This window comes from Clostridium sp. AF35-15, from assembly GCF_003477745.1.
In the GTDB taxonomy this organism is placed as follows: Bacteria; Bacillota; Clostridia; order Lachnospirales; family Lachnospiraceae; genus Otoolea; species Otoolea fessa.
This window is the reverse complement of the sequence record NZ_QUDY01000003.1, coordinates 1-21,337: the sequence shown is the minus strand read 5'-3', so window position 1 is coordinate 21,337 and position 21,337 is coordinate 1. Positions and strand designations below refer to the sequence as shown.

Genomic DNA, 21,337 nt, shown 5'->3' with positions numbered 1-21,337 from the left:
TTATGCATATGATTTAAACTGGTTTTAGTATACCGCGTTTTGCATGATTATGCAAGATTGGAAAGTCACATAAGGCATCATGAGAAAATCCTGTTACAGTTTGCACAATGTGTGAACTGTAAAAAATCATAAGAAAGATATAAGAAACAGAAGAAAGAAAATCTGGTATGATGAAGATGGAAATGGCTCATATTACAAAAGAATGCAGGCATATGTGCAGCGAAACCTAAAAAATACACAGAATTTGGATGATAGAATTACGAAAAAAAGACAGGAGGCAGGAAAATGGCACAGACAGAACAAAAGAATCAGAATGTAAAAAAACAGTTTGAGGAGCTGCAGTCTCTTTTGGAGCGGGCGATGGCGCTTCAGACGTCGATGGTTTTGTTTGAGTGGGATGATGAGACGCTGGCGCCGAAGGGTGCAGCAGAGCATACCGCGCGGGTGATAGGTTCACTTTCGGAGCAGTATCAGGAGATTCTGGCGTCAATGCGTTTTAAGGAGCTGCTGGATGCCTGCCAGAAGGCAGAAAAAGAGAATGCGGGCGTATTTGATGAGGTGCAGTCGGCAATTCTCCGGGAAGCAGCCGAGGAGCAGGAGCGGCTTTCCTGCATTCCGCCGGAGGAATACCGTGCGTATGCAGAACTTACGGCGCGTGCGACGGGAATCTGGACGCGTGCGCGAGAGAAAAATGATTTTGCTTCATTTGCCCCTGTTTTGAAGGAGATTATTTCCTATCAGAAGAAATTTGCGGCGTACCGGGCAAAGCCGGGACAGAAGCTTTACGATGTGATGCTGGATACCTACGAAAAAGGTTTTAATATGGAGATGTTAGATCCATTTTTTGAGCTGATGAAAGGGAAAATCGTGCCGCTTTTGAAAGAATCGGCAGAGCGCTCGAAGACGGTTCCGGACGCCTTTTTATCCGCAGATTATCCGGAGGCGGCGCAGGCAGAGGCGGCGCGTTTCCTAGCAGAGTATGAGGGCTTTGATTTTGACCGGGGAGTACTGGCACTCAGCGCCCATCCGTTTACGACGAATCTGCACAATCATGATGTACGGATCACGACGCATTATCAGAAACGGATTGATTCTTCGATTTTTTCCGTGCTGCATGAGACGGGACATGCTATCTATGAATTTGGCATCCGGGATGACCTGACACAGACGCTGGTGGGGCAGGGAACTTCGATGGGAATGCATGAATGCCAGTCCCGTTTCTTTGAAAATATCGTGGGGCGCAGCCATGCATTCTGGAAACCGATTTATGGAAAAGTGGCGCAGATGTTTGGAAGCCCGCTGACGGAGACGAGTCTGGAGGATTTTCTGGCGGCGGTTAATAGAACCGTTCCGGGGCTGATCCGGACGGAAGCGGATGAGCTTTCTTATCCGCTGCATGTGCTGGTGCGCTATGAAATTGAGAAAATGCTGATTGAGGAGGATCTGGAGGTGGAGAAGCTGCCGCAGATCTGGAATGATAAGTATGAAGAATACCTGGGAGTACGCCCGTCCACGGATCGGGAGGGCGTACTGCAGGATATTCACTGGTCACAGGGATCGATCGGCTATTTTCCGTCCTATGCATTAGGAAATGCCTTTGGCGCGCAGATTTATCACCAGATGAAGAAGGAATTGCCGGTAGAAAAACTACTGGAGGCAGGAAACCTGGGAGAAATCCGTGAATATCTGCGGAAAAATATTCACCAGTATGGCAAATTGAAGGACAGCCGTCAGATCCTGCGCGATATGACGGGGGAAGATTTTAATCCGTCATATTATGTGGCATATCTGGAAGAGAAGTATGGACGGCCGGAGAAAGTGCAGTAAGGCGGTCGATCTGTTCTTTCTTGAATTCCAGAGAGGAATGAAAATAGTATTCAAGCGTGACTTTCAAATCGGAGTGTCCCAGAATTTCGCTGAGCGTTTTGGGATCCATGCCATTTGTGATACAGCGGGTGGCAAACGTGTGCCGGATTGCATGAAAATTCAGATAGCGCAGTCCGGCTTGTGATAGAATGCGCTGGTAGTGATTCTGGAAGGTTCGCGGATCCATCGGGGAGCTGGCAGATTGTGACAGCAGAAAATAATCCGGGTGTTCCGGATGAGAATAGGGCTGTAGGATCGACAGAAGGAAAGCGGGCAGGGGAACCAAACGGTTGGAGGAGATGCTTTTGGGAGCGGATAAAATGAGTTCTGATTTATGGGTTGTGTCAAGGCGCGTCAGGCGCTGCACCGTGTGTCGGACATGGAGATAGCGATCGGAAAAATGAATATTTTCCCAACGCAGGGCGCAGAGTTCTCCAACTCGCAGCCCTGTATAGAGTCCCAGATAGATGACGGCTTCGGAGACTCCTGTACGGGCAGTTAGATAGTGTTCGAGCTGTTCCTGTTCCTGAAGGGTAAAAACAGGTACTTCAGGGCGCTTTTTTGGAAGACGGGGCGGGAGATAGAGAATGCCGTTTGTCTGCCCGGTTTCATAGGAAAGACGCAGAATGGAGTTGACGAGCAGAAGAATACAGCGGATAGTTCCGTTCCCAAGCGGATGCAGGGAATCCGGGGATAAAAGGGAATTGCGGAATGTCTGAAGCATAGGCAGATCGACATCTGAAAGCTGGATGGATCTAAAATAAGGGGAGATATAACGGTCTGCCAGATGCCGGTATTTCACATAGGTAGACAGGGCTCGCGCCTGTTTCTGCTTTTCCAGCCAGATGGAAAGAAGATCGTTAAAGTACATTGTTTCGTTTTTCATGATGAAACCTCCTGTATAAAAAATAGTTGTCGTGGACAATCGTTATTTTACAGGCAGATATGCAGAAGAAATATGTGACTGCTTATGGCGGAGGGTTTTAAAATGAGATGTGTCTATATGATGACTGACGAAAATATTACAGCAAATGCTGACAAGAAGATTCTTTTTTGGTATAATGAGACAGAATATGTACATGACTGAGAAGAAAGTCTATATCGAAGGTGCCGGTCAGGCGCTATTTAGGGATAAACGACATATTTTATAGAAGATTCTATTTTGAAGAATCAATAGATTTATCATATTCTTGAGATAGAGATACGAAGGCGGGAGTGTCTGAGGCGATATGATGGCAGCGGCTCGCTTGGTTGAAAAAAGGAGGAATAATTATATGTGTGGTATCGTAGGATATACAGGAGACCAGCAGGCGGCTCCGATCTTATTAGCGGGTCTGGAGAAGCTTGAATATCGTGGATACGATTCAGCAGGTCTGGCAGTCAGAGACGGAGAAGGTGTACCGGAGGTTGTAAAGGCGAAGGGACGTCTGCGCGCGCTGGCAGAGAAAACAGACAATGGACGCGCAATGCGGGGCAACTGCGGTATCGGTCATACCCGCTGGGCGACACACGGGGAGCCGTCTGAGAACAATGCACATCCGCACTGCACGGATGACCGCAGCGTGGTAGCGGTTCACAATGGTATTATCGAAAACTATCAGGAAATTCGCGAAAAACTGATTAAAAATGGATATACGTTTTATTCAGATACTGATACAGAGGTGGCTGTAAAGCTGATCGATCATTATTATAAGAAATACAACGAGGGACCGCTCGATGCGATGGCGCGTGCGATGATGCGTATCCGTGGCACGTATGCACTGGCGGTTATGTTTAAGGATTATCCGGAGGAGATCTTTGTAGCCCGTCAGGATAACCCGATGATCATCGGAGTAGGCGAGGGTGAATCCTTTATCGCGTCGGATGTTCCGCCCCTGCTTCCATATACCCGCAAGGTATACTATATCGGCAACCAGGAATTGGGACGCTTACATAAGGGAGAGGTTACTTTCTATAATATTGATCAGGAAGAGATTCAGAAAGAACTTGTGACGATTGAGTGGGATGCAGAAGCTGCTGAAAAGGGAGGTTATGAGCATTTCATGATTAAGGAGATCCATGAACAGCCGCGTGCGGTTCGGGATACATTAAATTCAGTCATTCGCGATGGTCATATTGACCTGACCGAGGCGGGACTTTCCGATGATGTCATTCGTTCGTTAAAGCGTATTTATATCGTAGCGTGTGGTTCTGCTTACCATGCAGGCGTGGCAGCGCAGTATGTGATCGAAGATCTGGCGCGTATTCCGGTCCGCGTCGAGCTGGCTTCCGAGTTCCGTTACCGGAACCCGATTCTGGAAGAGAACAGTCTGGTTATCATCATCAGCCAGTCGGGCGAGACAGCCGACAGCCTGGCAGCCCTGCGTCTGGCAAAGAGCCAGGGCGTTCCTACGATGGCGATTGTCAATGTAGTAGGTTCCACGATTGCGCGTGAGGCAGATCATATTTTCTACACATTGGCAGGTCCGGAGATTGCGGTGGCGACCACCAAGGCATATAGCACACAGCTGGTTGCCGGATATCTTCTGGGCGTGCAGTTTGCCCATGTGCGCGGTACGATCACAGAAGAAAAATATGAAGAACTCCTTGCAGCCCTGCAGGAACTGCCGGATCAGATCGCGAAGCTGCTCGAAGATGACAAAGAACGCATCCAGTGGTTCGCAGCGAAATATGCCAATGCAAAAGACGTGTTCTTCATCGGCCGCGGCATCGACTACGCAGTCAGCATGGAAGGCAGCCTGAAATTAAAAGAGATCAGCTACATCCATTCCGAAGCGTATGCAGCCGGAGAATTAAAACACGGAACCATCAGCCTGATTGAGGATGGTATCCTCGTAGTCAGCATCCTGACCCAGGAAGCCCTGTATGAGAAGATGATCAGCAACATGGTAGAAGTAAAATGCCGCGGCGCCTACCTCATGGGACTCACAACTGCAGGCAACTACAATATTGAAGACACCGTCGATTTCGCAGTCTATATACCGAAGACTGACGAGCACTTCACACCGAGCTTAGCGGTTGTGCCGCTGCAGCTGCTGGGATATTATGTAAGTGTATCGAAGGGACTGGATGTAGATAAGCCTAGAAACCTGGCGAAGAGTGTTACGGTAGAGTAATAGAGCTTTTTATGGTGTTGTTATAGATCTAGAAAAAGTAATATAAATGGAAAGAAAAGACAAGGTTTGCAAAAAGGCATAAAATGTCAGACGCAGACCTTGTTTTTTGCTTGAAACTAAACAGAAAAAGAGAGTTCTCCGTGTGATTTTGCAATCACGCGGAGGACTCTCTTTTTCGTCTCGTATGCGATTTTTTATCGTCTTTATTTTTTCTCCACCCCATGCTCACTCATCAAAGATTTCATCACATAAGCATAAATCTCTTGGCTTCGATCCTTCCAGTGATTGCACATGATTTCCGCCTGCTCCTTATCCGGAACGGAGATATCGAGATTGACAAGAACGGCTTTTCCTTCCCGCACCTCGCAGTGAACGATGTAGTCCTGATTGGTCGATTTATAGAAATCGGAGATCAGTCCTACCTCGTTTCGCATGCGGAAGCGGTTCTGTTTCAGGTATTCATCCATGTCGCTGACGATGGCAGGAGAGATGTTTTTGCCGAAAAATTCCAGCGTTTCCTCGCCCTCCTTAGTGATCTCATAGCGGGAGCTGTTCCGCATCGTCTCCTTTTTTACCAGACCTGCATCCAGAAGCTCGTTCAAAGCCTGCTGGAGTGTGAAATACGTGGTGTACTCACGATCCAGGAAAAAATTGGAGAGCTGCGCGTTGGTCAGCGGAAAATTGACCTGGTGCAGCATATAGAGATTCATCAGTTTGTAAAGTGTCATCGGTTCAGCCAGCATGGAAAAACTCCTTTATTATTATTTCGTAACGGTGCAAATTTTGTGCGGTTCTTACGGTAAATGCGAGAATCGCTTGAATTGTTACGTTTATTTCTTAATGTGTTCCTTCACAGCCTTGGAAACAGCGTCAGCTACACGCGGATCAAATGCTGCCGGAAGAATGTTCTCGTCGCTCAATTCGCTGTCATCAACCAGAGCAGCAATTGCGTTGGCAGCAGCCAGTTTCATTTCTTCGGTGATAGCGGTTGCGCGTCCTTCCAGAGCGCCGCGGAAGATGCCTGGGAAGATGAGAACGTTGTTGACCTGGTTCGGGAAATCGGAACGTCCGGTTCCTACGACTCTTGCACCAGCAGCTTTTGCCAGATCCGGCATGATCTCCGGTACCGGGTTTGCCATTGCGAAGAGAATGGAATCCTTATTCATGGAAGCAACCATCTCCTGGGAAACGATGCCCGGAGCAGACACGCCTACGAAGATGTCAGCGCCTTTTAATGCATCGGCAAGTGTGCCCGTCTTGTGCTCTAAGTTGGTAACTTCGACCATCTTTTCCTGCATCCAGTTAAGCCCTTCCATGCCCTTGCAGAGCATACCGGTCTTATCACACATGGTAATATGCGGGAATCCGTAGTTTGAGAGCAGTTTGGTGATGGCAACGCCTGCGCTTCCGGCGCCGTTGACAACGACGCGGCAGTCTTCCTTCTTCTTGCCGGTTACTTTCAGGGCGTTGATGATACCTGCCAGTACGACGATGGCGGTTCCGTGCTGATCATCGTGGAAGACCGGAATGTTTAACAGTTTCTTTAAACGTTCCTCGATCTCAAAGCAGCGCGGTGCGGAGATGTCCTCCAGGTTGATACCGCCGAATGCCGGAGCAATGCGGACAACTGTCTCGATGATCTCCTCGGTGTCCTGTGTGTCGAGGCAGATCGGGAATGCATTGATGCCGCCGAACTCTTTAAACAGAACGGCTTTTCCTTCCATAACCGGCATAGCTGCTAACGGTCCGATATTGCCAAGTCCCAGAACGGCGCTTCCGTCGGAGACAACGGCTACAGTGTTGGACTTGATGGTGTAGCGGTATGCAGCTTCCGGATCTTTTGCAATTACCTTACATGGTTCTGCAACGCCCGGTGTGTATGCCAGAGCCAGATCCTCTCTGGTTTTTACCTGTACTTTGGAGACGGTATCGAGCTTGCCGTTCCATTTTTCATGAAGTTCGAGTGCTTTTTCATTGATCGTCATGGTTTTTATCCTTTCGAATGCTTTCATTTTATTCTTACATTATAATAGCAATTTTGACATTTTAAATCAAGATGCATATTTTAGAATGCAGGAAGGGCAGTACCATGTTACTGTACACACACAGTACCACTTATTTATAATACTTATACCTATCATGTAGCATAGCATATAAATGAAGTTCGTAAATGTTATTTTTATGCATAAAACACATGAAAAATGCATAAAACACGTTTTTATACAAAAATTATTCATAAAAATGCAAAAAAAGTATTGCATAATTAGGATCAAGGAGGTATAATCTGGGTAATTTCACGTGAGGCATATAAATCTGCCGGTCTTAGTTGACTGGACGGACAAAGAAAAAAGCATCACGCAGGCAAATGATTGGAGGAAATGAAAAATGGCTAAGAAATATAATAAAATTGTTCTTGCATATTCAGGCGGTCTGGACACATCGGTTTTAATCCCGTGGCTGAAAGAAAACTATGGCTGTGAGGTTATCGCAGTTTCCGCTGACGTAGGTCAGGGTGCGGAGCTGGATGGTCTGGAAGAGAAGGCATTAAAGACAGGTGCTTCCAAGCTGTACATCGAGGATCTGAAGAAAGAGTTCGTAGATGAGTACATCATCCCGACCATGAAGGCTGGCGCTACTTATGAGCATTACCTGTTAGGTACTTCCTTCGCTCGTCCGATTATCGCTAAGAGAATCGTTGAAATTGCGAAGAAAGAGGGCGCAGACGCTATCTGCCACGGCTGTACCGGTAAAGGAAACGATCAGGTTCGTTTCGAACTGGCTATCAAGGCATTTGCTCCGCAGATGGATGTTATCGCTCCGTGGCGTTTCTGGGAACTGAATTCCCGTGAAAAAGAGATCGAGTACGCAGAGGCTCACAACATTCCGTTAAAGATTACGAAAGAGACCAACTACTCCAAGGATAAGAACCTGTGGCATCTGTCCCATGAGGGTCTGGATCTGGAGGATCCGGCAAACGAGGCTCCGATCAACAAACCTGGATTCCTTGAGTTAGGCGTATCTCCGGAGAATGCACCGGATAAAGCTGCTTATGTAACCATCCACTTCGAGAAAGGTGTTCCGACCAGTGTAAACGGCGAGGAGATGGATGCAGAGAAGGTAATCGAGGTTCTGAACAAGGTAGGCGGTGAGAACGGCTGCGGACTTCTGGATATTGTAGAGAACCGTCTGGTTGGCATGAAGAGCCGTGGTGTATATGAGACTCCTGGCGGAGCTATCCTTTACAAGGCTCATGAGAAACTGGAAGAAATCACTCTGGACAAAGAGACACAGCACTACAAACAGCAGCTGGCTCTCAAGTTCGCTGAGTTAGTATACAATGGTCAGTGGTACACACCGCTGCGCAAAGCAATGAGCGCGTTTGTTGATTCCACACAGGAGACCGTAACCGGTGATGTAAAACTGAAACTTTACAAGGGCAACATCATTCCGGCATCTGTTACATCTCCATACACCCTGTATTCTGCAGGCATGGCTACATTTGATGAGGATGACTGCTACAACCAGGCAGATTCCGCTGGATTCATCAACCTGTTCGGACTTCCGATCAAGGTTCGCGCCCTGAACGACGAAGTTCTGGCAGCAAAGACCGGCGAGCATTTTCCGAGCGTAGAATAATTTAGGAAAATAATAAATAATCTGCAGGCGACAAGCCCGCAGCCGATGGTGACCATTGGTTTTCCGGTATCTGCCGATTCCAATGGTCGCATTGGTTCTAAATCAGAGAATAAAAAGGAGTTTACACTTATGGCAAAGTTATGGGCAGGACGATTCGGAAAAGAGACAGATCTGGAGGTAAATGATTTTAACTCATCGATTTCCTTTGACTGTCGTCTTTATAAGGAAGATATCACAGGCTCCATGGCCCATGCGGCTATGCTGGGCAAGCAGGGCATCATTGCGAAGGAAGAATCAGACAAGATTATCGAAGGACTGAAAGGTATCTTAGCGGATATTGAGGCAGGTAAGATTCATTTCTCACAGGATTATGAGGATATTCATATGAATGTAGAGCAGATTCTGACCGAGCGCATCGGCGATGCCGGAAAACGTCTTCACACGGCGAGATCCAGAAATGATCAGGTTGCACTGGATATGCGTCTTTACGTGAAGAAAGAGATCGTGGCAATCAAGAAAGAAATCATCGATTTCATGGAAGCACTCTGTGAGAGCGCGAAAAATAATCTGGAGACCGTTATGCCGGGTTATACACATCTGCAGCGTGCACAGCCGGTTACATTTGGACATTATATGATGGCATATGCCAATATGATGCGCCGTGATGTAATTCGTCTGGAAAACTGCTTAGAGGGCATGGATGATATGCCGCTCGGATCCGGCGCGCTGGCTTCCACGACTTATCCGATCGACCGTGATTTTGTACGCCAGCAGCTTGGATTTGCCAGAGTGACCAACAACTCCCTGGATGGTGTTTCTGACCGCGATTACTGCGTGGAGCTGACAGCCGCTTTATCCATCCTGATGATGCATCTGTCCCGTTTCTCTGAGGAAATTATTTCCTGGTGCTCCTGGGAGTTCAAGTTTGTAGAGCTGGATGATGCATTCTCCACCGGTTCTTCCATTATGCCGCAGAAGAAAAACCCGGATGTATGCGAGCTGGTCCGCGGCAAGACAGGGCGTGTCTACGGCGATTTATTTACTCTTCTTACAATGTTAAAGGGCATTCCGCTGGCATACAACAAAGATATGCAGGAAGACAAAGAGGCTGTCTTTGATGCGATTGACACCGTAAAACAGTGTCTGCGTGTGCTGACACCGATGTTCTCCACGATGCAGATCCTGAAAGACAATATGAAGAAAGCGGCTCTGAAAGGCTTCATCAACGCAACGGACTGTGCAGATTACCTGACCAAGAAGGGAATGCCGTTCCGTGACGCATACAAGACCGTCGGACAGCTGGTAGCCCAGTGTGTACGTGAGGACAAGTCCTTAGCCGATTTGACTCTGGAAGAGTACAAGACGCATTCGGATGCCTTTGAGAATGACGTATATGAAGCGATAGACTTAAAGACCTGTGTACGTGGACGTAAGGTGATTGGTGGACCGGCTCCGGAGGAAGTAACCCGTCAGATTTTGGTGATTGAGAAGTTTGTGAGCGAGCACGAAACGGTTTAGTGCATTCTGGTCAGCGCCGGATGCGGATGGTGATGGCTGCGTAAGCAATGACGGGCGTTGGAAATGTGACATAAGAAAGACGGATAGGAAACGGGGGACGAACAATGGCGAAACCGAAGATTTATATAGACGGAAAAGAAGGAACAACCGGACTGCAGATTTATGATCGTCTGGCCGGGAGAGAGGATATCGAACTGCTTCTGATTGATGAAGAAAAGCGGAAAGACAGTGAAGAACGGCGGAAACTGATTCACGCAGCAGATATTGTATTCTTGTGTCTGCCGGATATGGCGGCGATCGATGCGGTTGCGCTGGCAGAAGGTTCCAAGGCACGTATCATCGATGCCTCTACCGCACACCGGACGGCAGCCGGATGGACGTATGGTATGGCAGAGCTTTCGAATGCACATCGCGAGGCAATTCAGAAATCGAACCGCGTAGCGAATCCAGGCTGTCATGCGACCGGATTTATCACTTCAACGTATCCGCTGGTTGCACAGGGCGTGATTCCGAAGGATTATCCGATGACGGTATTTTCGCTGACTGGCTATTCGGGCGGCGGCAAAAAGATGATTGCCGAGTATGAATCCCCAGAGAAGCCGCAGAGTTATTTTGCACCCCGTATCTATGGCCTGACTCTGAAACATAAACATCTGCCGGAAATGCAGAAAATCTGCGGACTGGACTTCCCGCCGGTATTCAGTCCGATCGTGGATGACTACTATAAAGGAATGGCAGTCACGATTCAGCTTCAGAACCGCCTGCTTCCGGGGAAGCCGACCGCGGAAGATATCTACGAGAAGCTGGCTGGCTGGTATGACGGACAGAAGCTCATTAAGGTACATCCGTTTGGATATGACGGTATGATCGCGGCGGCAGATATGGCAGGCCGAGACAGTCTGGAGCTGATTGTCAATGGTCACGGGGAACAGACCATGGTGACGGCGCTCTTTGATAATCTTGGAAAGGGTGCTTCAGGCGCAGCCGTTCAGAACATGAACCTGATGCTCGGATTTGAGGAGACAACTGGACTGGCACTATAGAGGGGTTGAGAGATAAAATCATAAAATAGCTGCGGGGGACTATAGAGACGAAGTTATATAAAAATGTACTCTCGGAGTCTTTCTGCACTTGCTTTTGTGGCTGATTTTCCGCCAGCCGCACCCGAATTTCATCAACGTACGCACCGCGTACGCCTCAGAAATTTGGGCACAACTGACAAAAAAACATCTCACAAAATCAAGCACAGAAAGATTCCGAGAGTACATTAAAAATGACAGGAGGAATGTCATATGAAGATAATCGAAGGCGGCGTTTGTGCTGCAAAAGGATTTAAAGCGGGTGCGATGCGCTGCGGAATCCGCAAATCTCATACAAAAAAGGATCTGGCGATGATCCTTTCGGACTGTGTCTGCAACGCATCGGCGGTTTATACGACCAACCGCGTCAAGGCATCGCCGATTTTACTGACAAAGGAACATCTGGCCGACGGAAAGGCACAGGCGGTTATTGTCAATTCCGGTAATGCGAATGCGTGCGCTCCGTTTGGCATGGAGAATGCAAGAAGACAGGCAAAGGCAGGCGCGCGAGCGCTGGGCGTTTCGGAGGAAAATGTAATCGTAGCATCGACCGGCGTCATCGGTCAGACGCTTCCGGTTGAGGCGATCGAGGCTCATGCAGGCGAGATGGAGATGAAATATGACAACTCCCTGGTAGCTGCAGAAGCGATCATGACGACCGATACAAAAGTGAAGACGATCGCTGTTGAATTTGATGTAGATGGAACAACCTGCCACATCGGCGGTATCTGCAAAGGTTCCGGCATGATTCACCCGAATATGGGAACGATGCTGTGCTTCATCACAACCGATTGTGCAGTCAGCAGCGAGATGATCCGCAAGGCGCTGTTATTCAATGTAAAACGTACCTTCAACCGTGTGACTGTTGACGGCGATACTTCCACCAACGATATGTGTACCGTTCTGGCAAATGGTATGGCTGGCAATGCGGAGATTACTGCAGAAGATCCGGCATACGAGGCATTCCGCGAGGCATTGCAGACGGTTATGCAGGATCTGGCTCGTAAGATTGCGGCAGACGGCGAGGGCGCAAGCAAGCTGATGACCTGTACCGTGAAGGGAGCGAAGGACGAGGAGACAGCCGAGGTACTGGCAAAATCCATCGCCGGTTCTTCCCTGACCAAAGCAGCAATGTTCGGTTCCGATGCGAACTGGGGACGCGTTCTCTGCGCGATGGGCTATTCCGGAGCTGAGTTTAACACGGAGAAAGTGTTAGTCGAGTTTGCTTCCAAAGAGGGCAGCATTGCGGTCTGTGAGGACGGCAGAGGACTTGATTTTGATGAAGATTTGGCAAAGAAAATCTTAAGCCAGGATGAAGTGGAGATCAATGTAACGCTTCAGGAAGGCAGCGGAAGCGCTACCTGCTGGGGATGCGATTTGACCTATGATTATGTGAAGATTAATGGAGATTATCGGACGTGATGAAAACAGGATCAAAAATGAGCGCAGAAGTCCTGGTAGAGGCACTGCCTTATATTCAGGAATATGCAGGTAAAATTATCGTTGTAAAATACGGCGGAAACGCCATGATTAATGAAGATTTAAAGCAGGCGGTGATCGAGGATATCGTCCTTTTAAATCTGGTAGGAATCAAGGTCGTGCTGGTACACGGCGGCGGTCCGGAGATTTCGGAGATGCTCAAAAAAACCGGAAAAGAGTCTAAATTTGTCAAAGGTCTGCGCTACACAGACCGCGAGACGATGGATATTGTCCAGATGATTCTCTGCGGCAAGGTTAACAAAAACCTTGTTTCCCTGTTTGAGAAAGCAGGCGGACATGCCGTTGGTCTGGGCGGCATGGACGGCGGACTCTTCAAGGCGATCCAGTTAGTCGATCCGGATGGAACGGAATACGGCTATGTGGGAGATATTAAAGAAGTCAATGAGAAAGTCGTTCTCGATGTTTTAAATGAGGGCTTTATCCCGGTTGTTTCCTCCGTGGCAGCAGGCATGGACGAGGAGACGAACTATAACATCAATGCAGATACGGCAGCGGAGAAGCTGGCGGTGGCACTGAAAGCGAAAAAACTGATTCTTCTGACGGATGTATGCGGTCTGATGCGCGATCCGAAAGACGATTCGACATTGATTCCGAGACTGAAAGTTTCCGAGGTTCCGGCACTCATCAAAGAGGGCGTGATCTCCGGCGGCATGATTCCGAAGGTAGATTGCTGCGTTGAGGCAGTGCGCCAGGGCGTAGAACGTGCCAATATCCAGGATGGTCGTGTGCCGCACTCGATTCTGGTCGAGCTTTTGAGCAATGACGGTGTAGGAACCATGTTCTCGTAAACAGCAGATGAACTAGATTCTGCACGAATCCGGGCTGTTTTAGCTGAAATGCAGGACGGATGCTGGAAGCTTTGCGGGCAGATGTGGGCGTTAGGAGGTTTTTTATGACATTTGAAGAAATCAAGCAGGGCGAAGAAACATATATCATGCATACATACGGCCGCTTTCCGATTGCGCTGGATCACGGAAAAGGCGCGACGCTGTGGGATACGGAGGGAAAGAAATACATTGATCTGACCTCCGGCATCGGTGTCAACAGTCTTGGCCATGACAACGAGGCGCTGACGACTGCGGTATCGGAGCAGGCACATAAGCTGATGCATGCCTGCAACCTGTATTACACCGAGCCGATGGTGCAGGTAGCAAAGAAGTTGGTCGATGCAGCCGGAATGGGAAAAATCTTTTTTGCAAACTCCGGTGCGGAAGCCAACGAGGGCATGATCAAGCTGGCAAGAAAGTATTCCTTTGACAAATACGGCGAGGGAAGAAATAAGATTATCACGCTGAAACAGTCCTTCCACGGACGTACCGTGACGACATTAAAGGCAACCGGACAGGACAAGTTTCATCAGTATTTCTTCCCATTCACGGAAGGATTTGATTATGCGGCAGCCAATGATATCGAAGACATGAAGCGCAAGATTGATAATACGACCTGCGCTGTCATGATGGAGATGATTCAGGGCGAGGGCGGTGTCCTTCCGCTTGATAAGGAATTTGTACAGGCAACTGCCGAGTTCTGCAAGGAGAAGGACATCCTGCTTCTGATTGACGAGGTTCAGACGGGCATCGGACGTACCGGAAGCCTGTTCTGCTATGAGCAGTACGGCGTTCAGCCGAACATCATCAGTATGGCCAAGGGACTCGGCGGCGGTGTTCCGATCGGTGCTGTCATGGCGGATAAGAAATGCCAGGATGTACTGGGCGCCGGTACGCACGGTACAACCTTCGGCGGCAATCCGCTCTGCTGTGCGGCTGCCAATACCGTATTAGATATCGTAAATAAGCCGGAATTCCTGAAATCGGTTCAGGAAAAGGGCGAGTACCTGAAAAAGGAGATTTTAGCGATCGGTTCTCCGAAGGTAAAAACTGTTCGCGGCATGGGACTGATGTTAGGCATCGTAGTGGACAAAGACGAGAGAGCTGCGATGGTCAGTCAGCTGATGGAGAAAGGCGTCCTGGTCCTGACAGCCGGTACAGAGGCGATCCGTCTGCTTCCGCCGCTTGTTATCACGAAAGAGGAGATGGACGAGGCAATCGCTGCTATGAGGGAGGTATTTTAGACATGAAGCATTTATTAAAGCTGTTGGACTGCACACCGGAGGAGATTACCTCGATTCTGGATCTGGCAGATCAGTTAAAATATGAGCGGAAACATCACATTTCACATCGTCTTCTGGAGGGCAAATCCATCGGTCTGATTTTCCAAAAGTCATCCACCCGTACCAGAGTTTCGTTTGAGACCGGTATGTTCCAGCTCGGCGGACAGGCACTGTTCCTTTCCTCCCGCGACTTACAGATCGGACGCGGTGAGCCGGTACAGGATACCGCACGCGTACTCTCCCGTTATTTGGACGGCATCATGATCCGTACCTACGAGCAGAAAGAAGTGGAGGATCTGGCAAAATACGGTTCTATCCCGATCATCAACGGTCTGACTGATTTCTGCCATCCGTGCCAGGTACTGGCTGACCTGATGACGATCCGTGAGAAATACGGCGTACTGAAAGGGCTCAAGATGTGTTACATCGGCGACGGCAACAACATGGCGAACTCCCTGATCGTAGGCGGTCTGAAATCGGATATGCAGGTATCTATCGCAACTCCGGATAATTACCGTCCGGCGAAAGAAGTGCTGGATTTCGCAGCTGGCAATGACGCATTTACACTGGTAAATGATCCGATCAAGGCAGTGGAAAATGCAGACGTTGTCATCACAGATACATGGACTTCCATGGGTCAGGAAGAAGAGAAGAAGATCCGCCAGCAGGCATTCCAGGGATATCAGATCAATGATGAACTGATGGCTGCGGCAAAACCGGGGGCGATGGTAATGCACTGTCTGCCGGCTTACCGTGGACAGGAGATTACCGAGAAGATCTTTGAAGAACATGCGTCTGAGATCTTTGAAGAGGCGGAAAACCGGTTGCATGCCCAGAAGGCGGTTATGGTTACGCTGATGAAATAGAAATGCATAAAAATGGCAAGGTGACGCGCCAGAAGCCAAATGCCCTCCGTTGCGGTTTCGGAGCCGGTAACACTAGGCTTGCATAGATTTGTTAAAAGCAGAGTCCAAAATACAAACTCGCTTCGCTCAGACAGGTGTATTTTGAACTCTAACACAAATCTCTGCGAGCCAAGAGTTACCAAGACTCCTGCAAATGCAACGGAGGGCATTTGGCTTCTGGCGCTGTATGTTGTATGCTTTTTGGGGTGTTTAAAAAGTGGAAATGTATGTTATAATTGGCATAAATAGTATAATATAAAAAATTTAGCAGATTAAGAAAATTTTAGGAGGTATCAGTATGACGAAAGAAGAGATTTCAGCGCGTCAGCAGCAGGCGGCTCAGTTTCATGGAATGGGGTATAATTGTGCCCAGTCGGTGGCGTGTGCGTTTGCGGATAAGGTGGATTTGGACAAGGTGGCGCTGTTTAAGGTGACGGAGGGGCTTGGTCTTGGCATGGGCGGCATGAATGGTACCTGTGGGGCCATTTCGGCGGCGGCTGTGCTGGCGGGGCTGAAGGATAGTACCGGGGATCTGGAGCTGGCGAATTCGAAGGCGGTTTCTTATAAGGATGCCAGAGAGTGCATCGCGCGTTTCCTTGAGAAGAACCAGAGCGTGGTCTGTAGGGATTTGAAGGGTGTGGAAACGGGAAAGGTGCTGCGTGCCTGTCCGGACTGCATCAGCGATGCGGTGGAGATTATCGGAGAAGTATTGTTCTAATACATCCTCACAAATTGGCACGCTTGAAACTTCAGGTCTATGTTTTCCGTACCGTAGAATGAGTCAGACTGGATGGCAGATATTCTCCATTGTGTGAGAATATCTGCTTTTTATATATAAGGCTTGAAGATCTGAGAACAGGGGTGGCAGCGACTGACTTAATGCGCATCCCCTTAAATTTTTCTTAGAATACATCTAAATCCTGTCCATTTACAACGGCACCTTCATATCCGGCATCACGGATTTCCTGCAAAATGGCGGTGTTTCTGCGCGCCATCTCAGCCTCGACATCGCGGGTGTTGTCCTGGATTTCCATGTGATAGATACGGTGGTAGGTAACCAGAAGCCGCGGGTGCGCTTTGGCGGCAATCTTTGCCAGATCAACGCTGAGAGTGTGAACTTCCTGGTGGTATTTCTGCCATTTTGGCTCTCTGGCGGAGAGTCCGGCGGTGTACTCGACCTCATGGAGGAGAATATCGCAGCCTTCCGCTTTCTGCGCCACGATCTCAAGCGGAGCCGTGTCACCGCTGATCACGATCACCTTATCCGGTGTTGTAAACTTAAATCCGTAGCTTTCAAGCGTACCGTGGCTGACTGGAAATGCCTCAACCGTCACGCGGTCATCCTGATAAATGATACCAGGCTGGATATCGGTAGTTTCGACTTTGTAGCCATTTTCGTTGGCTTTTTCAAAGCCGTGGATACGGAAGTCGATGTCCGTCTCATATGCTTTTAAAATATGTTCGGTCATGTTCTGGATGCCTTTTGGACCGAATACTTTCAGCGGCTTCGGGCGTTCCAGTACCCACGGGGTAAAAATGAGATCCGGATAGCCGGCCGTGTGGTCGGTGTGCAGATGTGTGCAGAATGCGATCATCAGCCGGTCCGGGCGCAGGGCATCAATTCCCTGTTGGTATGCTTTCGCCGCCTGACGGACAACGCCAGGACCAAAATCTACAAGATAAGCGCGGTCGCCTACGACAACTGCAGAAGAAGGACCGCTGGCATTCGGGCAGGCGTTCGGGGTACCGGTTCCGAGAAGTACAAGCTTTGTTTCCATCATAAATATTCATCTCCTAAATTCATATGTAATATATTTTGCGCGAAATCATGAAAAAAGTTCGGGCAAATTAGATGTGTTCAGCCTTTGCACAGGTAAACACTGTGTCAAAGGCTGAATATATGTTTCGATCCTTTTGTTTTCATCAAGAGAAAGGTTTAATTTTGAGCGCCGTCTGTATGCCGGATGGAGATTCCCGTAAATCCATAGAAAATACTGAACAAAGGTGTTAAGTACAGTAAGAACAGGTATGGGAAGAATACTGACCAGGCAACGCCGAGGGTTCCAGACATGTATACACAGTAACCGTGCCACGGAATCATCGGACCGGATAAAGTACCTGCGTCCTCAAGGGTACGAGAAAGGATTTCTGGTGCGATTTTTCTGGATTTGAACAGCGGTTTCATCATATTTCCAGTCAGGACGTGGGACATCGGCTGGGAACAGCTGATTAAGCTGGTTACATAGCCGACTAAAAGGCTTGCTGCAATCAGGCTGCCATCGCTGTTGATGTGATTTACGATGGCGTTTAAGAGATTGCCGAGAACGCCGAGGCGATCCAGCATACCGCCCATACCAACTGCAAAGCAGATGATTGCCACATACTGAAGCATGCTGCTCATACCGCCGCGGTTTAAGATGGTCTGTAAAATACCTTCCTCAATGCTGGTACTGTATCCGTTGTAAGCAACACGGATGATACTCTGCAGAGTTGCGCCCTGATAGAAGAAAGAGACAGCTCCGGCGCAGATGGCGGAAAGACCAAGGGAGACAACCGAGTTTACTTTGCATAAAAGCAGAATAATGATTGCGATGGCTGGCAGCAGAGTGATGAAGCCAAGTTTAAACTCACCTTGCAGGGCATCGATGTATGTCAGAAGATTTCCAGTTTCATAGTTCCCTGAAGTCTGGCTGATGCCAAGAATTACAAAGAGAACCAGGCTGATGACAAAGGTCGGAAGCGTGGTCCAGAGCATGGAACGCACGTGGTCGTTTAATTTAGAGCCAGCAACCGCTGGAGCCAGGTTGGTTGTGTCGGAAAGCGGGCTTAATTTGTCACCGAACATCGCGCCGCAGATGACAGCACCTGCCACCATGCCAGGATGGATGCCCATCGCGTTGCCGATTGCCATCATGGCAACACCGGCACTGCCGACGGAACCGTAGGAGGTTCCGGTCACAAGGCTTAATACGGCACAGAAAATCAGGGTCAGAGGCAGCAGCCAGGTCGGGTTGATCAGTTTTAAACCGCCGACAATGATGGTTGCAATCGTGCCGCTTTGCAGCCAGGTACCGATCATGACGCCGATTGCCATGAGCAGGCACAGGGTAGGAACGACAACCCGGATCGCGTCGTAAGCGCCGTTTACAACATGCTCATAATTTATGCGTAATACCTTACAAAACAGATAGATGATGATCCAGCTCATAAATAGTCCAATCATCGGTCCGCCCGTTTTCAGCCGGATGCAGACTGCAACCGCTCCGATGATCAGGAGCAGAAGCAGAAGCGACTGAGGCATGTTTAATTTTTTGTCTTCGCTCATAACATAGTTCCTCCCTAATGTGAAAGTCGTGCTTTTTTGAATTTAATGCGTTGAGGTTTAACGCGTTAAATTGTAAATTTATTTTCATTATATAGAATAATTCCGAAAAAATCAACCGTAGGAATAATATTTATTTGGCTCAAGGGAGAAGAGGTGCAGGTGATGTTCCGTGATGTGAAGAATTATGATATAATGGCAGAATTACTTAAAAATTTGACAGGAGAATGTTATGGAACAGAGGATTCAGTTATCGGATCATTTCGGTTTTGGGAGATTGATCCGGTTTACAATTCCATCTATTTTAATGATGATTTTTACCTCCATTTACGGAGTGGTAGATGGATATTTTGTATCGAATTTTGTAGGAAAAACGCCGTTTGCGGCGGTCAATTTCATTATGCCGTTTCTGATGGTCGTAGGTGCCATGGGATTTATGTTCGGCACGGGTGGAAGTGCCCTGATCGCCCGGATTATGGGCGAGGGCAGGCGTGAGAAGGCGCAGGAGATTTTTTCCCTTCTGATCGCTGCGACCTTTGTTTCTGGTCTGGTAATTGCGGTTATCAGTATTCTGTTTTTACCGCAGATCGCTGCCTTTCTTGGCGCGAAGGGAGAGATGCTGGCGGACTGCATCCGGTATGGACGGATCATTCTGGTGGCGCTTCCGTTTTTAATGTTGCAGTATGCGTTTGGCAGCCTTTCCGTGACGGCGGAGAAGCCGAAGCTGGGGCTGATTGTAACGATCATTTCGGGTGTGCTCAATATGACGGGAGATGTTCTGTTCATGGGAGTGTTCCATTGGGGAATTGCCGGAGCGGCGATGGCGACTGCGATGGGACAGATCATAGGCGGAACGATACCGCTGGTTTATTTCCTGCGGAAGAACAGCAGCAGCCTGCGCCTTCGCAGACCAAAGTGGGATGGAGGAGCGCTCAGACGTGCCTGCACCAACGGTGTATCGGAATTGATGAGCAGTATTTCCATGTCCATTGTCGGCATGCTGTATAACGCGCAGCTGATGCGCTACGCGGGAGAAAACGGAGTCGCAGCTTACGGAACCATCATGTATGTGGATTTTATTTTCCTTGCGATTTTCATCGGTTATGCGACCGGCGTAGCTCCAGTTATCAGCTATCACTACGGCGCAGGAAATAAAAAGGAGTTAAATAACCTGCTAAAGCGCAGTGTGCTTCTGATCGCGGCGGCGTCTCTGAGCATGCTGCTGCTGTCCGAGGTGATGGCGGCACCGTTGGCAGCTATTTTCGTAGGATATGATGCCGGGCTTCTGGACATGACGGTACATGCGTATTCCATTTATGCGGTTTCGTTCTTATTCTGCGGTTTCTCCATTTTCAGTTCCGCCTTTTTTACGGCGCTGGGAGATGGACTGACCTCGGCGCTGATAGCATTTTTGCGTACTCTTGTGTTTGAAAGTGCATCGGTTATCATTCTGCCGCTGCTCCTGGGCTTGAACGGAATCTGGGGTGCAATTATCGTGGCGGAGTGTATGTCCGTGACGGTGTCAGTTATCTTTTTGGTGGCGAAGAGAAGGAGGTATCAATATTTTTAGGACAATAAGCGGGAATCCTCGGCAATTCAATTACCGAGATGAAAGCGCAGGAGTGTGCATATCTGCACAATGCAAATAGTATAATAATTCTCATCCTTTGATAGTAATGCCGTAACCGGCATACAATAAAAGCGAAAATATGTTCGAATAATAATTGCGTATTACACTTCAATATGATATACTATATGTATGAAATGAAATCTGATACATTATAGAACTTGCGTGTGTAATATTAACTACCATATGGTTTGGTCGGTGAAATACAGACGGAAGATATTAACCCCAGAAGTTGAGAAATACCTACAGGAACTCGTGCAGCAGATAGCTGACGATAAAGGTTTTACCGTTCATTTATTTGAATGTGGTGAAGGTGATCATGTTCACTGTTTTGTATCAGCTCCACCAAAGCTGTCAATAACAGCCATTATCAAGTATCTGAAGGGGATCACAGGCAGGAAATTATTCGAACGTTTTCCGGAAATAAGAAACCAGTTGTGGAAGGGAGAACTGTGGAACCATTCCTATTATGTGGAAACGATCGGATCCGTATCTGAGGAAAATATTCGCTGTTATATTGAACATCAGAGCAAGTCGTATTAATTCAATGTGAATTGTAAATATTCATATGCATGGCTGTCTGAAGGGGGGAAGGGGAATGCTGCTGTCGCACAGAACATCGGTCAATATCCGGCCGGAATATTCTAATATTATAGGG

General features: G+C 48.4%; 17 protein-coding genes. 12 read left to right on the top strand and 5 right to left on the bottom strand.

Annotated features, from left to right (window positions below; genetic code table 11):
* The first annotated feature begins 285 nt into the window (after positions 1 to 285).
* The gene (locus tag DWZ76_RS04480) at positions 286 to 1,827 is read left to right on the top strand and encodes a carboxypeptidase M32 (RefSeq protein WP_118472021.1); all 1,542 of its coding nucleotides are present in this window, start codon (positions 286 to 288) and stop codon (positions 1,825 to 1,827) included.
* On the opposite strand, the gene DWZ76_RS04475 is transcribed toward DWZ76_RS04480, so the two are convergent.
* Complete coding sequence (locus tag DWZ76_RS04475; protein ID WP_118472020.1) at positions 1,763 to 2,752, bottom strand: site-specific integrase; 990 nt, start codon at positions 2,750 to 2,752, stop codon at positions 1,763 to 1,765. The genes DWZ76_RS04480 and DWZ76_RS04475 overlap by 65 nt on opposite strands.
* Positions 2,753 to 3,140: 388 nt before the next feature.
* On the opposite strand from DWZ76_RS04475, the gene glmS reads away from it, so the two are divergent.
* On the top strand, positions 3,141 to 4,982 hold the full coding sequence (glmS, locus tag DWZ76_RS04470; protein ID WP_118472019.1) for a glutamine--fructose-6-phosphate transaminase (isomerizing): 1,842 nt from the start codon (positions 3,141 to 3,143) through the stop codon (positions 4,980 to 4,982).
* A 203-nt stretch (positions 4,983 to 5,185) separates the two neighbouring features.
* Here glmS and DWZ76_RS04465 read toward each other — a convergent pair whose 3' ends face one another.
* Positions 5,186 to 5,725: a DUF4364 family protein gene (locus DWZ76_RS04465; RefSeq protein ID WP_107000108.1), complete on the bottom strand. Its 540-nt coding sequence runs from the start codon at positions 5,723 to 5,725 to the stop codon at positions 5,186 to 5,188.
* 87 nt (positions 5,726 to 5,812) lie between these two features.
* Positions 5,813 to 6,967 carry an NADP-dependent malic enzyme gene (locus DWZ76_RS04460; RefSeq protein WP_118472018.1) on the bottom strand — a complete coding sequence of 385 codons (1,155 nt, stop codon included), beginning with the start codon at positions 6,965 to 6,967 and terminating at the stop codon, positions 5,813 to 5,815.
* Between the two features lie 400 nt (positions 6,968 to 7,367).
* Here DWZ76_RS04460 and DWZ76_RS04455 point away from each other — a divergent pair, with 400 nt between their 5' ends.
* The 8 genes from DWZ76_RS04455 to DWZ76_RS04420 all read left to right on the top strand — a co-directional run bounded on the left by DWZ76_RS04455 (position 7,368) and on the right by DWZ76_RS04420 (position 16,448).
* Positions 7,368 to 8,618 carry an argininosuccinate synthase gene (locus DWZ76_RS04455; protein ID WP_117796458.1) on the top strand — a complete coding sequence of 417 codons (1,251 nt, stop codon included), beginning with the start codon at positions 7,368 to 7,370 and terminating at the stop codon, positions 8,616 to 8,618.
* Positions 8,619 to 8,747: 129 nt separating this feature from the next.
* A complete protein-coding gene (argH, locus tag DWZ76_RS04450) occupies positions 8,748 to 10,136 on the top strand; it encodes an argininosuccinate lyase (protein WP_107000435.1) in 1,389 nt (462 codons plus the stop codon).
* A gap of 104 nt (positions 10,137 to 10,240) precedes the next feature.
* Positions 10,241 to 11,179 carry an N-acetyl-gamma-glutamyl-phosphate reductase gene (argC, locus tag DWZ76_RS04445; protein ID WP_118472017.1) on the top strand — a complete coding sequence of 313 codons (939 nt, stop codon included), beginning with the start codon at positions 10,241 to 10,243 and terminating at the stop codon, positions 11,177 to 11,179.
* A gap of 249 nt (positions 11,180 to 11,428) precedes the next feature.
* Positions 11,429 to 12,637: a bifunctional ornithine acetyltransferase/N-acetylglutamate synthase gene (argJ, locus tag DWZ76_RS04440; protein ID WP_107000104.1), complete on the top strand. Its 1,209-nt coding sequence runs from the start codon at positions 11,429 to 11,431 to the stop codon at positions 12,635 to 12,637.
* Positions 12,637 to 13,503 carry an acetylglutamate kinase gene (gene argB / locus DWZ76_RS04435; protein ID WP_118472016.1) on the top strand — a complete coding sequence of 289 codons (867 nt, stop codon included), beginning with the start codon at positions 12,637 to 12,639 and terminating at the stop codon, positions 13,501 to 13,503. Before argJ ends, argB begins: the two co-directional genes overlap by 1 nt.
* 104 nt (positions 13,504 to 13,607) lie before the next feature.
* Positions 13,608 to 14,786, top strand: a complete 1,179-nt coding sequence (locus DWZ76_RS04430) for an aspartate aminotransferase family protein (RefSeq protein WP_118472015.1) — start codon at positions 13,608 to 13,610, stop codon at positions 14,784 to 14,786.
* A gap of 2 nt (positions 14,787 to 14,788) precedes the next feature.
* On the top strand, positions 14,789 to 15,691 hold the full coding sequence (argF, locus tag DWZ76_RS04425; RefSeq protein ID WP_022358782.1) for an ornithine carbamoyltransferase: 903 nt from the start codon (positions 14,789 to 14,791) through the stop codon (positions 15,689 to 15,691).
* A 337-nt stretch (positions 15,692 to 16,028) separates the two neighbouring features.
* The gene (locus DWZ76_RS04420) at positions 16,029 to 16,448 is read left to right on the top strand and encodes a C-GCAxxG-C-C family protein (protein ID WP_118472014.1); all 420 of its coding nucleotides are present in this window, start codon (positions 16,029 to 16,031) and stop codon (positions 16,446 to 16,448) included.
* A 184-nt stretch (positions 16,449 to 16,632) separates the two neighbouring features.
* Here DWZ76_RS04420 and DWZ76_RS04415 read toward each other — a convergent pair whose 3' ends face one another.
* Both DWZ76_RS04415 and nhaC read right to left on the bottom strand, forming a co-directional pair.
* Entirely contained in the window at positions 16,633 to 17,511 is an 879-nt protein-coding gene (locus DWZ76_RS04415; protein WP_022358555.1) for an MBL fold metallo-hydrolase, read from the bottom strand.
* A 155-nt stretch (positions 17,512 to 17,666) separates the two neighbouring features.
* Positions 17,667 to 19,055, bottom strand: coding sequence for a Na+/H+ antiporter NhaC (nhaC, locus tag DWZ76_RS04410; protein WP_118472013.1), 1,389 nt, complete (start codon positions 19,053 to 19,055; stop codon positions 17,667 to 17,669).
* Between the two features lie 229 nt (positions 19,056 to 19,284).
* On the opposite strand from nhaC, the gene DWZ76_RS04405 reads away from it, so the two are divergent.
* The gene (locus DWZ76_RS04405; RefSeq protein WP_118468077.1) at positions 19,285 to 20,622 is read left to right on the top strand and encodes an MATE family efflux transporter; all 1,338 of its coding nucleotides are present in this window, start codon (positions 19,285 to 19,287) and stop codon (positions 20,620 to 20,622) included.
* A gap of 201 nt (positions 20,623 to 20,823) precedes the next feature.
* Positions 20,824 to 21,222, top strand: coding sequence for an IS200/IS605 family transposase (gene tnpA / locus DWZ76_RS04400; RefSeq protein WP_270807777.1), 399 nt, complete (start codon positions 20,824 to 20,826; stop codon positions 21,220 to 21,222).
* Positions 21,223 to 21,337 lie beyond the last annotated feature (115 nt).

What these genes read in the sequence shown, in the direction of transcription:
- DWZ76_RS04480 (WP_118472021.1), top strand. Translation starts at nt 286, where the DNA reads ATGGCACAGACAGAACAAAAGAATCAGAATGTAAAAAAACAGTTTGAG.
- DWZ76_RS04475 (WP_118472020.1), bottom strand. Translation starts at nt 2,752, where the DNA reads ATGAAAAACGAAACAATGTACTTTAACGATCTTCTTTCCATCTGGCTG.
- glmS (WP_118472019.1), top strand. Translation starts at nt 3,141, where the DNA reads ATGTGTGGTATCGTAGGATATACAGGAGACCAGCAGGCGGCTCCGATC.
- DWZ76_RS04465 (WP_107000108.1), bottom strand. Translation starts at nt 5,725, where the DNA reads ATGCTGGCTGAACCGATGACACTTTACAAACTGATGAATCTCTATATG.
- DWZ76_RS04460 (WP_118472018.1), bottom strand. Translation starts at nt 6,967, where the DNA reads ATGACGATCAATGAAAAAGCACTCGAACTTCATGAAAAATGGAACGGC.
- DWZ76_RS04455 (WP_117796458.1), top strand. Translation starts at nt 7,368, where the DNA reads ATGGCTAAGAAATATAATAAAATTGTTCTTGCATATTCAGGCGGTCTG.
- argH (WP_107000435.1), top strand. Translation starts at nt 8,748, where the DNA reads ATGGCAAAGTTATGGGCAGGACGATTCGGAAAAGAGACAGATCTGGAG.
- argC (WP_118472017.1), top strand. Translation starts at nt 10,241, where the DNA reads ATGGCGAAACCGAAGATTTATATAGACGGAAAAGAAGGAACAACCGGA.
- argJ (WP_107000104.1), top strand. Translation starts at nt 11,429, where the DNA reads ATGAAGATAATCGAAGGCGGCGTTTGTGCTGCAAAAGGATTTAAAGCG.
- argB (WP_118472016.1), top strand. Translation starts at nt 12,637, where the DNA reads ATGAAAACAGGATCAAAAATGAGCGCAGAAGTCCTGGTAGAGGCACTG.
- DWZ76_RS04430 (WP_118472015.1), top strand. Translation starts at nt 13,608, where the DNA reads ATGACATTTGAAGAAATCAAGCAGGGCGAAGAAACATATATCATGCAT.
- argF (WP_022358782.1), top strand. Translation starts at nt 14,789, where the DNA reads ATGAAGCATTTATTAAAGCTGTTGGACTGCACACCGGAGGAGATTACC.
- DWZ76_RS04420 (WP_118472014.1), top strand. Translation starts at nt 16,029, where the DNA reads ATGACGAAAGAAGAGATTTCAGCGCGTCAGCAGCAGGCGGCTCAGTTT.
- DWZ76_RS04415 (WP_022358555.1), bottom strand. Translation starts at nt 17,511, where the DNA reads ATGATGGAAACAAAGCTTGTACTTCTCGGAACCGGTACCCCGAACGCC.
- nhaC (WP_118472013.1), bottom strand. Translation starts at nt 19,055, where the DNA reads ATGAGCGAAGACAAAAAATTAAACATGCCTCAGTCGCTTCTGCTTCTG.
- DWZ76_RS04405 (WP_118468077.1), top strand. Translation starts at nt 19,285, where the DNA reads ATGGAACAGAGGATTCAGTTATCGGATCATTTCGGTTTTGGGAGATTG.